Consider the following 14,830-nt stretch of genomic DNA (forward strand, 5'->3'; position numbering starts at 1 on the left):
TTTATATTCCTTACTTCCAGATATTCCAGGAGGTCTGCATCCAGCCGGCGACCAGCACCAGCCAAACCAGCGTCAGCGGGATAAAGACTTTCCAACCCAGACGCATGATCTGGTCGTAACGGTAACGTGGGAAAGTACCGCGCACCCAGATGAACACCGACACCAGGAAGAACGCTTTCGCGAACAACCAGAAGAAGCCGCCGAAACCGCCCCAGAATTCGAGGAAGGCAAACGGTGCGGACCAGCCGCCCAGGAACATGATCGAACCCAGGGTGGCGATCAGGATCATGTTGGCGTATTCGGCCAGCATGAACATGGCGTAGGCCATGCCCGAGTATTCCACCATGTGACCGGCAACGATCTCGGACTCGCCCTCGACCACGTCGAACGGGTGACGGTTGCACTCGGCCAGGCCGGAGGTCAGGTAGACAACGAACAGCGGCAGCAGCGGCAGCCAGTTCCAGGACAGGAAGTTCAGGCCGTGTTCAACGAACATGCCCTTCTGCTGGCCCAGCACGATGTCGCCGAAATTCAGCGAACCGGACACCATCAGCACCACGACCAGCACGAAGCCCATCGGGATTTCGTAGGAAATCATCTGTGCCGAAGCGCGCATCGCGCCCATGAACGAGTACTTCGAGTTCGAGGCCCAGCCGGCGATGATGATGCCGTAGACTTCCATCGAGGTAATCGCCATCAGCAGCAGCAGGCCGGCGTTGACGTTGGCGATCACGGCTTCCGGACCGAACGGCACCACCGCCCAGCAAGCCAGCGCCGGCATGATGGTCATGATCGGACCGATCACGAACAGGCCAGGGTTGGCCTTGGCCGGGGTGATGATCTCTTTGAACAGCAGTTTCAGCGCGTCGGCGATCGGCTGCAGCAGGCCCATCGGGCCGACGCGGTTGGGACCGACGCGGATCTGGATCCAGCCGATGAACTTGCGTTCCCACAGCGTGGCGTAGGCGACCAGGCCCATCAGCGGCAACAGCACGCACAGGACTTTGATCAGGGACCAGACCACTGGCCAGACTGGCGCCAGCACGCTGTTCGCGCCCAGCGTGTGTAGTGTAGTGACGAATTCAGGCAGAGCCATTATTTCACCTCTCCTGCTTTTTCAACGGTGATGGAACCAAACATGCCGCCCAGGGCTGCGGTCGACGCGTGAGCGGCGGCCACGCGCACGGCGTTGGCTGGCAGTTTGGCGTCGACAGCGGCGACCAGGATCGCGCTGCCGGAACCTTGCGATACCTTGACGGTGTCGCCGGCGGCAACGCCCAGTTGCTGCGCCAGGGCGGTCGACAGGTGCGCTTTCGGCGCAGCCGCATCGGCCATCTTCTGCAGCGACTCGGCGCGGCGCACCACGGCGTCGGCAAAGTAGATCGGTACGTCGGCGATACGTTCGGTGCCGGTCGAGGTCGAAGTAGCAGCGGTCAACGACACTTTCGATACGTTGTTCAGCTTGGCCGAAACGTCGGTCACGCCGGCGCCCAGCACTTCGTCGCGGATCGCTTCCGAGGTGTCGTAGTCGAAACCGCTCAGGCCGAGGATGTTACCCAGCACGCGCAGCACTTTCCACGCAGGACGGGTTTCCAGCAGCGGCTTGACGGTGCCGTTGAAGCTCTGCGCGCGGCCTTCGGCATTGACGAAGGTGCCCGAGGTTTCGCTGAATGGCGATACCGGCAGCAGCACGTCGGCGTAGTCCAGGCCGTGCTTGTAGGCGGACATCACCACCACCATCTCGGCTTTTTTCAGCGCGGCGACGGCGGCTTGCGGGTTGTACGCGTCCAGTTCCGGTTCGGCGTTCAGCACCAGGTAGGCTTGCTTCGGCTCGGTGAAGGCTGGAGCCTTGCCGCCGTTGGCGTTGGCGATGTAGGCGCCCACGGTGTTGGCGGCTTCGGTCAGGTAGCCCAGCTTGGCGCCGGTCTGTTCGGCGATCCACTGCGCGGCGGCGTGCAGCGCGGCGGCTTGCGGGTGCTGCACAGCGGCGTTACCGAGGAACACGGCCTTGTTTTCGCCCGACAGCAACGAAGCGGCGATCGCGGTGGCGGCGTCGCTGGCGGTCACGCCGTCGAAGCCGGCAGGAGCTGCCACTTCTTTGGCTTTCGCTACGGCCACAACCACTTGCGACAGCGCCGACAGCCACTCCGAAGGAGCAACGATCAGTTTGTTGGCGATGTTCATCAGCTGGTCGTCGTCGGTCGCGTGCAGGATCGACAGCTTGGCGCCGCCCTTCACTGCCGTGCGCAGGCGGGTGGCCAGCAGCGGATGGTCTTTACGCAGGAACGAGCCGATCACGAAGGCGCGGTTCAGCGCGCCGAATTCGGTGATCGACATGCCCAGCCAAGGCGTCACGTCCAGCGAGAAATCGCTTTGACGCAAGCGGGTTTCCACGCTGTCCGAGCCCATGGCGCGGGTCAGCTTTTGCAGCAGGTGCAGTTCTTCCAGCGTCGAGTGCGGGGTGGCGACCGACGCCAGCGCGTTGGCGCCGTGTTCGTGCTTGATGTTCTTCAGGCCGTGCGCCACGTATTCCAGCGCGGTTTGCCAATCGACTTCTTTCCACTCGCCGCCCTGCTTCAGCATCGGCTGAGTCAGGCGGTCGGCGGTGTCCAGGCCTTCGTACGAGAAGCGGTCCTTGTCGGAAATCCAGCACTCGTTGACGGCGTCGTTTTCCAGCGGCAGCACGCGCTTGACCTTGCCGCCCTTGACCTGAACGATCAGGTTGGCGCCCAGGCCGTCGTGCGGCGAGACCGATTTGCGGCGCGACAGTTCCCACGAACGGGCGCTGTAGCGGAACGGCTTCGACGTCAGCGCGCCGACCGGGCACAGGTCGATCATGTTGCCGGACATTTCCGAGTTCACGGTCTGGCCGACGAAGGCGGTGATTTCCGAGTGTTCGCCGCGGCCGATCATGCCCAGTTCCATGACGCCGGCCACTTCCTGGCCGAAACGCACGCAACGGGTGCACTGGATGCAGCGCGCCATTTCCTGCATGGACACCAGCGGGCCGGCGTCTTTCGGAGCAACCACGCGCTTGTCTTCTTCGTAGCGCGATTCGCCCTTGCCGTAGCCCACGGCCAAATCCTGCAGCTGGCACTCGCCGCCCTGATCGCAGATCGGGCAGTCCAGCGGGTGGTTAATCAGCAGGAACTCCATGACCGACTTCTGTGCCTGTACGGCCTTGTCGGAAGCGGAGCGCACAATCATGCCGGCCGAGACCGGCGTGGCGCATGCTGGCAAAGGCTTAGGCGCCTTTTCCACTTCGACGAGGCACATACGGCAGTTTGCTGCGATCGACAATTTCTTGTGATAGCAGAAGTGCGGAATGTAGGTTCCCAATTTGTTGGCGGCGTCCATCACCATGCTACCAGCAGGGACTTCGACTTTTTTGCCGTCTATTTCGATTTCAACCATGGTGATCGTTACCTGACGCAGCTTAGATATAAGCGGGCACGCAGCATTGCTTGTGCTCGATATGATGTTCAAATTCTTCGCGGAATTGCTTGATGAACGCACGCATCGGCATCGCCGCCGCGTCGCCCAGCGCGCAAATCGTGCGGCCCTGGATGTTGTCGCAAACCGAGTTCAGCACGTCCAGATCCGACGGACGGCCCTGACCGTTTTCGATGCGATGGATCATGCGGTACATCCAGCCGGTGCCTTCACGGCATGGGGTGCACTGGCCGCACGATTCTTCAAAGTAGAAGTAGGCCAGGCGTTCCATGGCCTTGACCATGCAGCGCGTCTCGTCCATGACGATGACCGCGCCCGAACCCAGCATCGAACCGGCCTTGGCGATCGAATCGTAGTCGAGGTCGGTTTGCATCATGATCTCGCCGCGAATCACCGGCGACGAGGAACCGCCGGGAATCACAGCCTTGATCTTTTTGCCGCCGCGCATGCCGCCTGCCAGTTCCAGCAGTTTGGCGAACGGCGTGCCCAGCGGGACTTCGTAGTTGCCTGGACGCTCGACGTCGCCCGAGATCGAGAAGATCTTCGAGCCGCCGTTGTTCGGACGGCCGATCGCCAGGTACTTCTCCGGGCCCATGTTCAGGATGAACGGGACGGCGGCGAAGGTCTCGGTGTTGTTGATGGTGGTCGGCTTGCCGTACAGGCCGAACGACGCCGGGAACGGCGGCTTGAAGCGCGGCTGGCCTTTTTTGCCTTCCAGCGATTCCAGCAGCGCGGTCTCTTCGCCGCAGATGTAGGCGCCATAACCGTGGTGCGCGTGCAGCTGGAAGCTGAACTCGCTGCCCATAATGTTATTGCCCAGGAAACCGGCGGCGCGCGCCTCTTCCAGCGCTTCTTCGAAACGCAGGTATTCCTCGAAGATCTCGCCGTGGATGTAGTTGTAACCCACGGTGATGCCCATCGCGTACGCGCCGATGGCCATGCCTTCGATCAGCGAATGCGGATTGTAGCGAATGATGTCGCGGTCCTTGAAAGTGCCCGGCTCGCCCTCATCTGTATTGCAGACGAGGTACTTCTGGCCTGGGAACTGGCGCGGCATGAAGCTCCACTTCAGGCCGGTCGGGAAACCCGCGCCGCCACGGCCGCGCAGCGACGACGCTTTCAGGTCGGCGATGATCTGTTCCGGGGTGATCTTCTCTTCGATGATACGGCGCAGGGCGCTGTAGCCGCCGCGTTTTACGTAATCTTCGAGGTGCCAGTTTTCGCCGTCGAGGCCGGCCAGGATGACTGGATCAATGTGTCGGTTGTGGAGTGACGTCATTTCGCGTTGTTCCCACTAAGTTCCTCGACCAGGGTGTCGATTTTGTCGTTGGACATGAAGCTGCACATGCGGTGGTTATTCACCAGCAGCACCGGTGCGTCGCCGCAGGCGCCCATGCACTCGCCTTCCATCAGCGTGAACTCGCCGTCTTCCGTGGTGCCACGGTAGTCGATGCCCAGCTTCTGTTTCAGGTGGTGCGCCGCGCGCTCGCCGCCCGACAGGGCGCAAGGCAGATTGGTGCACACGGTGATCTTGTGCTTGCCGATCGGCTTCAGGTTGTACATATTGTAGAAAGTCGCGACTTCCTGCACGGCGATGGCCGGCATGCGGATGTAGTCGGCCAATTCCTGCATGGTGTCAGGCGAGATCCAGCCCAGTTCGACCTGGGCGTGCGCCAGCGCGGCCATCACGGCCGATTGGCGCTGATCGTCTGGGTACTTGGCCAGCTCGCGATCGATTTTTTTGTAGCACTGCTCAGATAACAACATTCTTTTTGCCTCTCGCACTTAGCGGTCAATACTGCCGAACACGATGTCCTGCGTACCAATGATGGTGACGGCGTCGGCAATCATGTGGCCACGCGCCATTTCGTCCAGCGACTGCAGGTGCGCATAGTCCGGCGCGCGCAGTTTCACGCGGTACGGCTTGTTGGCGCCGTCCGACACGATGTAGACGCCGAACTCGCCTTTCGGGTGTTCCACCGCTGCGTAGGCTTCGCCTGGCGGCACGTGGAAGCCTTCGGTGAACAGCTTGAAGTGGTGGATCAGCGATTCCATATTGGTCTTCATGTCCACGCGCGATGGCGGCGCCACCTTGCGGTTGCTGGTCATGACCGGACCCGGGTTGTTGCGCAGCCATTCCACGCACTGCTTGATGATCTTGTTCGACTGGCGCAGTTCTTCCACGCGCACCAGGTAACGGTCGTAGCAGTCGCCGTTGGTGCCGATCGGGATGTCGAAGTCCATCAGGTCGTACACTTCGTACGGCTGGTGCTTGCGCAAGTCCCACTGGATGCCCGAACCGCGCAGCATGGCGCCGGTGAAGCCCATGGCCAGCGCATCTTCCGGCGATACCACGCCGATGCCGACGGTACGCTGTTTCCAGATGCGGTTGTCGGTCAGCAGCGTTTCGTATTCGTCGACATAGGTCGGGAAACGGTTGGTGAACGCTTCGACGAAGTCCAGCATCGAACCCTGGCGATCCTTGTTCAGGTTGTCGACGGCCTTGGCCGAACGGATGATCGACGGCTTGTGCTGCGGCATCGCGTCCGGCAGGTCGCGGTAGACGCCGCCCGGACGGTAGTAGGCCGCGTGCATGCGCGCGCCCGACACCGCTTCGTAGCAGTCGAACAGGTCTTCGCGGTCGCGGAAGCAGTACAGGAACGGACCCATGGCACCGACGTCGAGCGCGTGCGCGCCCAGCCACATCAGGTGGTTCAGGATACGGGTCATCTCGTCGAACATCACGCGGATGTATTGCGCGCGCAGCGGCACGTCGATGCCCAGCATCTTTTCGATGGCCATGACATAGGCGTGCTCGTTGCACATCATCGACACGTAGTCCAGGCGGTCCATGTACGGCACCGACTGCAGGTAGGTCTTCTGTTCCGCCAGCTTCTCGGTGCCGCGGTGCAGCAGGCCGATGTGCGGGTCGGCACGCTGGATCACCTCGCCGTCCAGCTCCAGCACCAGGCGCAGCACGCCGTGCGCGGCCGGGTGTTGCGGACCGAAGTTCAGGGTGTAGTTCTTAATTTCAGCCATTTTTTACTTCCCGTAATTTTCTTCGCGGATCACGCGCGGCACGTTTTCACGCGGCTCGATGGTGACCGGCTGGTAGATCACGCGCTTCTGCTCGGGGTCGTAGCGCATTTCGACGTAACCCGACACCGGGAAGTCTTTGCGGAACGGGTGGCCGATGAAACCGTAGTCGGTCAGGATGCGGCGCAAGTCGTTGTGGTTCTCGAACAGGATGCCGTACATGTCGAAGGCTTCGCGCTCGTACCAGTTGACGGCGCGCCACAGCGGCGTCAGCGACGGCAGCAGCGGCATGTCGTCGTCGGCGCAGAACGCGCGCACGCGGACGCGCCAGTTGTGCTTGACCGACAGCAGGTGCACCACGACGGCGAAACGCTGGCCGTCCCAGGCGCCGTCGCCGTAGTTCAGATAGTCCACGCCGCACAGGTCGATGGCCTGGTCGAAGCCGAGGGTGGCATCGTCGCGCAGGGTCTGCATCACGCTGTAGTAGTCGGCGGGCTTGACGGTCAGAGTCAATTCACCGAGGGCCAGCACCGTAGTAACGCGATCGCCCAGGGCAGTGCCGAGGGCGGTTTGGAGTTTTTCCAGATGAGTAGTCATTGTGTGTAGCGCCTCCGTTAGCGTGCAATCGTGTTGGTGCGCTTGATCTTGTTCTGCAGCTGCATGATGCCGTACAACAGGGCTTCAGCAGTTGGAGGACAGCCTGGCACGTACACGTCGACCGGCACGATGCGGTCGCAGCCGCGAACCACGGAGTAGGAATAGTGATAGTAGCCGCCGCCGTTGGCGCACGAACCCATCGAGATGACCCAGCGCGGCTCCGGCATCTGATCGTAGACCTTGCGCAGTGCCGGGGCCATCTTGTTGCACAGCGTGCCGGCCACGATCATCACGTCGGATTGACGCGGCGATGGACGGAACACCACGCCGAAGCGGTCCATGTCGTAACGGGCAGCGCCCACGTGCATCATTTCGACCGCGCAGCAGGCCAGACCGAACGTCATCGGGAACATCGAACCCGTGCGCGCCCAGTTGATCAGCTTGTCGGCCGAGGTGGTGATGAAACCTTCGTTTAATACGCCTTCAATAGCCATGGCTTATTCCCAATCAAGGGCACCTTTCTTCCAGATATACCAAAAACCGACCACGAATTCGGCGATGAACACCATCATCGTCACGAAACCCTGCCAGCCCAGTTCGCGCATGGATACGCCCCACGGGAAGAAGAATGCCGTTTCCAGATCGAACAAAATAAAGAGAATTGCGACGAGGTAGTAACGTACGTCGAATTTCATGCGCGCGTCTTCGAAGGCTTCGAAGCCGCATTCATATGGGGAGAGCTTGGCTGCGTCAGGCTTCTTGGGGCCCAGGATGTGGCCCAGCACCTGCGGAGCGATACCTACGCCGAGACCGACGAGGATGAACAAGAGAACGGGGAGATAATTTTCGAGGTTCACGATTGATGAGCTTATGTTGAACGGTCAGTTGAAAGGACACGCCGCGGTGCTTTGCGGTGCGCTTAACGTTCGCCCCAATCGTATTACTGCTTAGACCAGGATCGAACGACACATCCTCGTAAAAAAGCCAGCTTGGTACCACCCTTGCTGGCCTATATTCTGGTGCCGACGACGAGACTCGAACTCGTACAGCTTGCGCCACTACCCCCTCAAGATAGCGTGTCTACCAATTTCACCACGTCGGCATAAGGCCGTTATTTTACTTCGTTTTCACGCGGTTGTTAATCCCGTATTGCGTCAAAACAAGAAGAAACTCGATAATTCTTTAACTATTTTTGCAATCGCTACGATACTGCCAAAACAATGAGCAAACAACTTAAAAAATTATCAACAACGACAAATTTACTTCATTATTATATTACTTTGGGATGGAGTTTGCAGGCGGAACGCTTGCTGGCGCCGAAGCAGCCGGTGTCGCAGGGGCGGTCGCAGGGGCTGCGGCCGGTGCCGCAGGGGCTACAGGCGCTGCCGGCACGGCTTTGTCCATCACGCCGCCGCTGACGTTGTTGGCCTGGTGGGTGGTGATGTAGGCCAGGGCCAGGGTGGCGCTGAAGAAGATCGCCGCCGCCACGCCGGTGGACTTGGACATGAAGTTCGAGGAGCCCGTGGCGCCGAACAGGCTGCCCGAGGCGCCCGAGCCGAAGGCCGCGCCCATGTCGGCGCCTTTGCCATGTTGCAGCAACACCAGGCCGATAATGGCGATTGCCGAAACCACCTGCACTACGATAACCAGATTGAACAAGCTGCTCATGTTATTCCATTTCAAAATAAAAGTTTTGTATCGTTTTGTTTCTACTGCGTGTTTTTACTTCTATACGGCCTGGATAATCCCGAGAAAATCTACCGCCTTTAATGCTGCCCCGCCGATCAGACCACCGTCGATATCCGGCTGGGCCATCAATTCTTTCGCATTCTCCGGCTTCATGCTGCCGCCGTAGAGGATCTGCACACCCGCCGCCGCAGCGGCATGTTTCTTTGCTACACAAGTACGCAGGAAATGGTGCGCATCCTGGGCAATTTGCGGTGTTGCAGTTTTGCCCGTGCCGATCGCCCATACCGGTTCATAGGCCAGTACCAGCTTACTCACGTCTTCATCCGCGATCACATCCAGCACGGCTTGCAGCTGGGCACAGATCACATCTTCGGTCTGCCCTGCTTCGCGTTGCACCAGCGTTTCGCCGAAGCACACCACCGGCGCCAGGCCGGCGGCCAGCGCGGCCACGGCCTTCTGTGCCACCAGCTCGCTGCTCTCCTGGTGATAAGCACGGCGCTCGGAGTGGCCGCACAACACATAGGTCGAACCGAAGTCCTGCAGCATCGCTGCCGACACCTCACCAGTATAGGCGCCGCTGGCGTGGACGGACACATCTTGTCCGCCCCAGGCCACCGACGTTCCCGCCAGTTCCGCCTGAGCTTGCGCCAGATACGGCGCCGGCACGCAGACGGCGCAGTCGGCGCCAAAGTCGTTCAGGCCGGCGACGATCCCGGACAGCAGTGCCGTGTTGGCGGCGCGGCTGCCGTTCATTTTCCAGTTGCCGATGACGAGTTTGCGACGCATAGTGAGCCCAAGGATTGATTAACTCGCCATTTTACCGCGCGCCAAGAAGCACGGTCAAACAGGCAAAGGGAATCCCCGGCTCAACAAAACCGTAAATTTACTACGCATTTTACAACGAAACCGCGCTTAGATCACCTGCAACATGATTTTTCCGACGTGGGAACTGCTCTCCATGAGCGCATGCGCGGCGGCGGCCTGTTCCAGCGGGAAGACGGTGTGGATCACCGGCTTGAGTTTGCGCTCGGCCATCATCGGCCACACGCGTTCCTTCAGCTGGCGCGCGATGGCGCCCTTGAAATCGGCCGAGCGCGGACGCAACGTCGAGCCGGTCACGGTCAGGCGGCGGCGCAGCACCTGGCCCATGTCCAGCGTGGCTTTGGCGCCGCCCAGGGTGGCGATGATGGCGATGCGACCATCGTCCGCCAGGCAGGAAACCTCGCGTGGCAGGTAGTCTCCGGCCACCATGTCGAGAATCACATCGACGCCGCGGTCGTTGGTGAGCGACTTGACGATGACGGCGAAATCCTCGGTTTTATAGTTGATGCCGCGCTCGGCGCCGAGCGCCACGCAGGCCGCCACCTTGTCGTCGGAACCGGCGGTGGCAAACACGCGGTGGCCCATCGCCGAGGCCAATTGGATGGCCGTGACGCCGATGCCGGAGCTGCCGCCCTGGACCAGCAAGGTCTCGCCGCCGACCAGTTTGGCGCGGTCGAAAACGTTGCTCCAGACTGTGAAGTAATTTTCCGGAATTGTCGCCGCTTCGAGCAAAGACCAGCCTTTTGGCACCGGTAAAACCTGCTGTATGGGTGCAACAACGTACTCGGCATAGCCCCCGCCCTGCACCAAAGCGCAGACCTGGTCGCCGATATCGAGGGTGGTGTAGTCGAGATCGCCGTCGACGATCTCGCCGGCGACTTCCAGGCCGGGGATGTCGGAAGCGCCCGGCGGCGGCGCGTAATTGCCCATGCGCTGGAACACGTCGGGGCGGTTGACGCCGGCGGCGTGCACTTTAATCAGCACTTCGCCGGCTTTGACCACCGGCATCGGGCGTTCGCACAGTTTCAGGACATCGGCCGGGCCGGGGTGGGTGATTTCGATTGCGCGCATGGTCTCGCCCTCTATAGAGAAAGGGCGATTTTACGCCAAGCGGGATTTAGCCGCCGCCCGTGCGCGACTTTTGCGGCAGCGGCGTATTCGGCTTCCAGGCGGCCGACAAAGCCTGTCCTTCCTCGATCTGCTCCGAAGTCATGGTTTTAACCACTTGCGAACGCTGCTCGGCCGCATTCACCGAGCCATTGGCCGCCGCCAGGTTCCACAGCATGTAGGCGATCACATTATCCTGCGGCATGCCGCCAATGTGATAGCGGTACATCAGCCCCAGCACCTGCTGCGCGTCCGGATGGCCCTGCTCGGCCGCCTTGCGGAACCACGATACCGCCTGCTTGTGATCCTGGATCACCGCATTGCCGGTGTAATACATGGCGCCCACCACGTACTGCGCGTCGGCCTTGCCCTTGAGCGCGGCCTTGCGATGCCATTCCAGCGCCGTCTTGTAATCCTGCGGCACGCCCCGGCCCATGTAATACATCAAGCCCAGCAGATGCTGGGCATCAGCATTGCCGGCTTGCGCCAGCGGCCGTATTTCTTTTAACGCCACCGCGTAGTTCTTGCTGTTGTACGCGGTCGCCCCTTCGGCGAATCCTGCCATCGCGGCTTGTTGCCAGCCTAGTGCGAGGGCGATCGCTAGTATGAATTTTTTCATATCGCGTTCTAATATTAGGTGTGTTGTTACTTCCAGCTGACTTTGCCCAGGCCGTCCACGCTGACGTTGCGGTTCAAGGGCTTGCCATACACTATGACCGAGCCCAGGCCGCTGAGGTTCAGGGTGGCGTTGGCGTTGGCCTTGACGGTGGCGTTGCCCAGGCCACTCAAGTCCACGTTCACGGACTCGGCGTTGAACTGCTGCGCGTTCAGGCCGCCGACGCCGCCCAGGCTGGCCTTCAGCATCTTGCTGCGCCCGCCCAGCGTGATGTAGCCGGCGCCGCGCAGGTCCAGGTCGACCTGCTCGTTCTCGCTGACCCACAGGTTCATGCTGCCGACGCCGCCCAGGTTGGCGCGCACGATCCGGTAGTCGCAGACCACTTTCATGGTGCCGGCGCCGTCCATGGTCAGCTCAAGTTCGTCGCCGCTGAAACCGTTGATTTCGGTCGAGCCCACGCCTTCGGACACCACTTGGCGCAGGTTAGGCAGCACCAGCTCGGCGCGGGTGCCTGAGCGCCCTACTTTCACGCCGCGCCCCTCGGTTTCCAGGTGCAGGGTGTCGCCGCTTTGCGAGGCGGTCAGCTTGTCCAGGTAGCGTTTTTCACCGATCAGGCGCAGCGAGGCGACATCGCCCTGGCGCAGCTTGACGTCGATAACGCCATCCAGCTTGACGCGCACCACGCGGGCGTCGATGGCGATCGAGCGCGTTTCATTGTCCTCGGCGGCGGCCGCGCGGCCGAACAAAGCGCAGAAAGCAGCAAACAGCAGGCCGAGTTGGAGCAGCTTCTTCATAGGGTGAATCCTCAGATGATGTTGCGGCAATCATACCCCCGCGCAGGCGCGCGCCCGCCCCGGATTGCGACGAAATGCACAAATCGGGGGCTGGACGCGCGAAAAGCGGGAAAGGACGGCTGGCGGTGGATGGTCAGCGATTGACGATGCGCGCCACCAACCCGGAACGGCCGGTGCGGTCGAAGGCGGCGGCCTGGATCACTCCCTTGGCGGCGATCGGCCCGGTGACGGCCTTGCTGCGGACGGTGGGCAGGCTGCCGTCGGTGGTGTAGCGCAGAGTCAGGCCGGGCAGCATGTGGTTGACCAGCACCTTGCCGCCCTCCAGCACCATGCCGGGCGGCGCGATGCGGTAGCGCACATCACCGCGTTCAAGGTCCAGGCGTGGCAGCACCCGCTGTCCTAGCGCGTTGACGAAACCGGACCAGGCGGCGCGGTGCAGCACGACGGCGCGCGCGGTGTCGGTTTCCTGCGCCCAGGCCGGGTCGGCGGCCCAGGCGCGTTCCGCCACCGCCAGCAGGCGCGGCATCATCAGGTAATCGAGACGGCTGGTGTCGCGGATGGTTTCGGCGAACAGCGTGGCCTCCAGCCCGCGTATGCGGCGGCGGCCGGCGTCGGTGAGACCGGCGTCGGTTCCACCGAGCGGCTTGAAGTCGTACACAGTATCCAGCTCCACGTAGGCGCCCCAGTTCACGCCCGGCTCCTCGGGATTGGGATTGGCCGCCATGTCCAGGTACATATTGGTGACCGGCGCCAGCACGATGTCGTAGCCGGCATTGGCCAGGCGGTAGGCGAAGTCCTCGTTGCCGGGCGTGTTGTTCCAGAAGTAGAGACTGAAGCCGCGCTGCGTGAAGCGCGGATTCGGCAACTGCTGCGCACCCTCCTTCGTGGAACGGCGCGCGCCCATCTCCTCCCAGCCGGAGGCGAACATGCCTTGCTTGCGCAGGATACCGTCGACGCGGTTGTAGAAGTAGTCCCACAGGTCGGCGACGCTGGCCAGCTTCTCACGCTCCATCAGGGCGCGGCTGACCGGCGACTTCTCCCACGCGCCATGGGGGAGTTCGTCGCCGCCCATGTGCATGGTCTTCATCGGCACACCGGCTTCGCGGTGCATATCGGCCACCTGCGCCACCACATGCTCGATGAAGGTGTAGCTCGACTCCAGGCCCGGATTGATCACGTGGTCGGTGTATTCCTGCGGCGAGCGATACACCGAGCGGTCGTCGAAGTCGTTGAGCAGGTACTTGTCCGCGCCCTGCTCGCCGGCCGCGCGCATGCGCTGGTGGCGCGCTTCCATGGCCTTGACGGCGGCGCGCGCGTGGCCCGGCATTTCGATCTCCGGTATCACTTCGATGTGGCGCGCGGCGGCGTAGCGCAGGATCTCGATGTAGTCGGCGCGGGTATAGAAGCCGCTGCCATGCGGATCGTCGCTGCGCGGGCCGGAGCCGTAGGTCGGCGGCAGGCGCACACCTTCCCTGGTGCTGTGGCCGCGCACCGCGCCGATGCTGGTCAGCTCCGGCAGGCCGGCGATCTCCAGCCGCCAGCCTTCATCGTCGGTGATGTGGAAGTGCAGCTTGTTCAGCTTATAGGTCGCCATCAGGTCCAGCGTCTTGAGCACCACTTCCTTGGGCTGGAAATTGCGCGCCACGTCGATCTGGAAGCCGCGATAGGCGAAACGCGGTGCATCGGTCACTTCCAGTTCCGGCAGCTCGATGTGCGCGGCGCCCGTCGCCTGCATCGGCAGCGGCAGAAGGTCGTGCAGCGATTGCAGGCCGCGCGCCACGCCGGCCGCGCTGTTGCCGGTGATGTTGATGCCATCATCGGTGTTCACGCTCAGTTCATACGCTTCCGGCGAGGACTGGCCATCCACCGCGCCGATGCGCAGGCGCAGCGGCAACGGCGGACCGCCGGCATCCGCCTGCCCATCGCGCTGCGGCAGGTAGCGGGCAAACAGCGCGCGCGCAAGGGCGGTTTCGTATTTCAGGCCGGGGCCGGAAATCACCTGCGGCGGACGCGCCAGATGCACGCGGCCGGCGCCTGCCTTCAGTTCCAGCGGCGTTGGGAACACCGGCGGCAGCGCGCCGGCCGGCAGCACGTCGGCGCGCGCGTTGCGGTGGTAGACGTCCTGCGTAGTCACCAGCGGATGCTGGCCCGCCGGGCGACACAGCTGCTCCGGGCGGGTTGGCAACTGCAACTGGAAATCGGTGACGGCATAGGTCACGTCGGGCGCGGCGTCGTAGACCAGATACGGTCCCGCCGGCGCGCGCGACATCTTGATCAACAGGTTCGGGTAGTAGTAGTCGACGTTCAGGGTGCGGCCAGACGGCAGGCCCTTGAAGCCTGGCATGGGACGCACGCGGAACAAGCTGCCGCCGACCACCTGCTCCAGCAGCAGCTTGCCGTCCAGAGGGCCGGTGACCACGCCGTCCATGCTGTTGAAGTACAACGACCAGCCCTGCGCCGGCAGCGACTGGCCGCGCGGCATAGTCACGCTCAGGCGCGCCTTGGTGCGGCCGTCCGCCGTGGCGAACTCGTTGCGCAGCACTTCCCAGCGCACTTTCGGCGGTGCCGGCGTAGCGGCGTTGGCGACGCCACCCAATACGCCCAGCGCCAGCAGGCAGGCTGCGATGGCTTTCACCCTGAAATTTATCTGTCTCGTCATCAGTCAACCTGTTCTCAGCTTCGTTTAGTAAACGTGATTAAACTGCGCCGCCAAATC

Annotated in this window: 14 protein-coding genes and 1 tRNA gene; all 15 read right to left on the reverse strand. The window is 62.2% G+C overall.

The features are described from left to right. Positions 1–10: 10 nt before the first annotated feature. Complete coding sequence (gene nuoH / locus ACXZ1M_RS03895) at positions 11–1,096, reverse strand: NADH-quinone oxidoreductase subunit NuoH (protein ID WP_373988021.1); 1,086 nt, start codon at positions 1,094–1,096, stop codon at positions 11–13. Next, positions 1,096–3,414 carry an NADH-quinone oxidoreductase subunit NuoG gene (nuoG, locus tag ACXZ1M_RS03900; RefSeq protein WP_459051897.1) on the reverse strand — a complete coding sequence of 773 codons (2,319 nt, stop codon included), beginning with the start codon at positions 3,412–3,414 and terminating at the stop codon, positions 1,096–1,098. Before nuoG ends, nuoH begins: the two co-directional genes overlap by 1 nt. Positions 3,415–3,436: 22 nt before the next feature. After that, the gene (nuoF, locus tag ACXZ1M_RS03905; RefSeq protein ID WP_373988023.1) at positions 3,437–4,732 is read right to left on the reverse strand and encodes an NADH-quinone oxidoreductase subunit NuoF; all 1,296 of its coding nucleotides are present in this window, start codon (positions 4,730–4,732) and stop codon (positions 3,437–3,439) included. Then, on the reverse strand, positions 4,729–5,220 hold the full coding sequence (gene nuoE, locus ACXZ1M_RS03910) for an NADH-quinone oxidoreductase subunit NuoE (RefSeq protein WP_373988024.1): 492 nt from the start codon (positions 5,218–5,220) through the stop codon (positions 4,729–4,731). Before nuoE ends, nuoF begins: the two co-directional genes overlap by 4 nt. Before the next feature lie 18 nt (positions 5,221–5,238). Next, positions 5,239–6,492, reverse strand: a complete 1,254-nt coding sequence (locus ACXZ1M_RS03915) for an NADH-quinone oxidoreductase subunit D (protein WP_459051898.1) — start codon at positions 6,490–6,492, stop codon at positions 5,239–5,241. Positions 6,493–6,495: 3 nt separating this feature from the next. Beyond that, a complete protein-coding gene (locus tag ACXZ1M_RS03920) occupies positions 6,496–7,086 on the reverse strand; it encodes an NADH-quinone oxidoreductase subunit C (protein WP_459051899.1) in 591 nt (196 codons plus the stop codon). Positions 7,087–7,103: 17 nt separating this feature from the next. Continuing rightward, complete coding sequence (locus ACXZ1M_RS03925) at positions 7,104–7,580, reverse strand: NuoB/complex I 20 kDa subunit family protein (protein ID WP_008450353.1); 477 nt, start codon at positions 7,578–7,580, stop codon at positions 7,104–7,106. Positions 7,581–7,583: 3 nt separating this feature from the next. Continuing rightward, positions 7,584–7,943, reverse strand: a complete 360-nt coding sequence (locus tag ACXZ1M_RS03930; protein WP_072780614.1) for an NADH-quinone oxidoreductase subunit A — start codon at positions 7,941–7,943, stop codon at positions 7,584–7,586. Between the two features lie 160 nt (positions 7,944–8,103). Then, a tRNA-Leu gene (locus ACXZ1M_RS03935) sits at positions 8,104–8,188 on the reverse strand. A 173-nt stretch (positions 8,189–8,361) separates the two neighbouring features. Then, positions 8,362–8,754, reverse strand: a complete 393-nt coding sequence (gene secG, locus ACXZ1M_RS03940) for a preprotein translocase subunit SecG (RefSeq protein ID WP_459051900.1) — start codon at positions 8,752–8,754, stop codon at positions 8,362–8,364. A gap of 60 nt (positions 8,755–8,814) precedes the next feature. After that, positions 8,815–9,561 carry a triose-phosphate isomerase gene (gene tpiA / locus ACXZ1M_RS03945; protein WP_459051901.1) on the reverse strand — a complete coding sequence of 249 codons (747 nt, stop codon included), beginning with the start codon at positions 9,559–9,561 and terminating at the stop codon, positions 8,815–8,817. 126 nt (positions 9,562–9,687) lie between these two features. After that, a complete protein-coding gene (locus ACXZ1M_RS03950) occupies positions 9,688–10,668 on the reverse strand; it encodes an NAD(P)H-quinone oxidoreductase (RefSeq protein WP_459051902.1) in 981 nt (326 codons plus the stop codon). 46 nt (positions 10,669–10,714) lie between these two features. Further along, positions 10,715–11,323 carry a tetratricopeptide repeat protein gene (locus ACXZ1M_RS03955; protein WP_459051903.1) on the reverse strand — a complete coding sequence of 203 codons (609 nt, stop codon included), beginning with the start codon at positions 11,321–11,323 and terminating at the stop codon, positions 10,715–10,717. A gap of 26 nt (positions 11,324–11,349) precedes the next feature. Continuing rightward, the gene (locus tag ACXZ1M_RS03960) at positions 11,350–12,114 is read right to left on the reverse strand and encodes a GIN domain-containing protein (protein WP_459051904.1); all 765 of its coding nucleotides are present in this window, start codon (positions 12,112–12,114) and stop codon (positions 11,350–11,352) included. Positions 12,115–12,247: 133 nt separating this feature from the next. After that, the gene (locus ACXZ1M_RS03965; protein ID WP_459051905.1) at positions 12,248–14,773 is read right to left on the reverse strand and encodes a family 20 glycosylhydrolase; all 2,526 of its coding nucleotides are present in this window, start codon (positions 14,771–14,773) and stop codon (positions 12,248–12,250) included. Positions 14,774–14,830 lie beyond the last annotated feature (57 nt).

It is taken from the genome of Duganella paludis, from assembly GCF_054461335.1.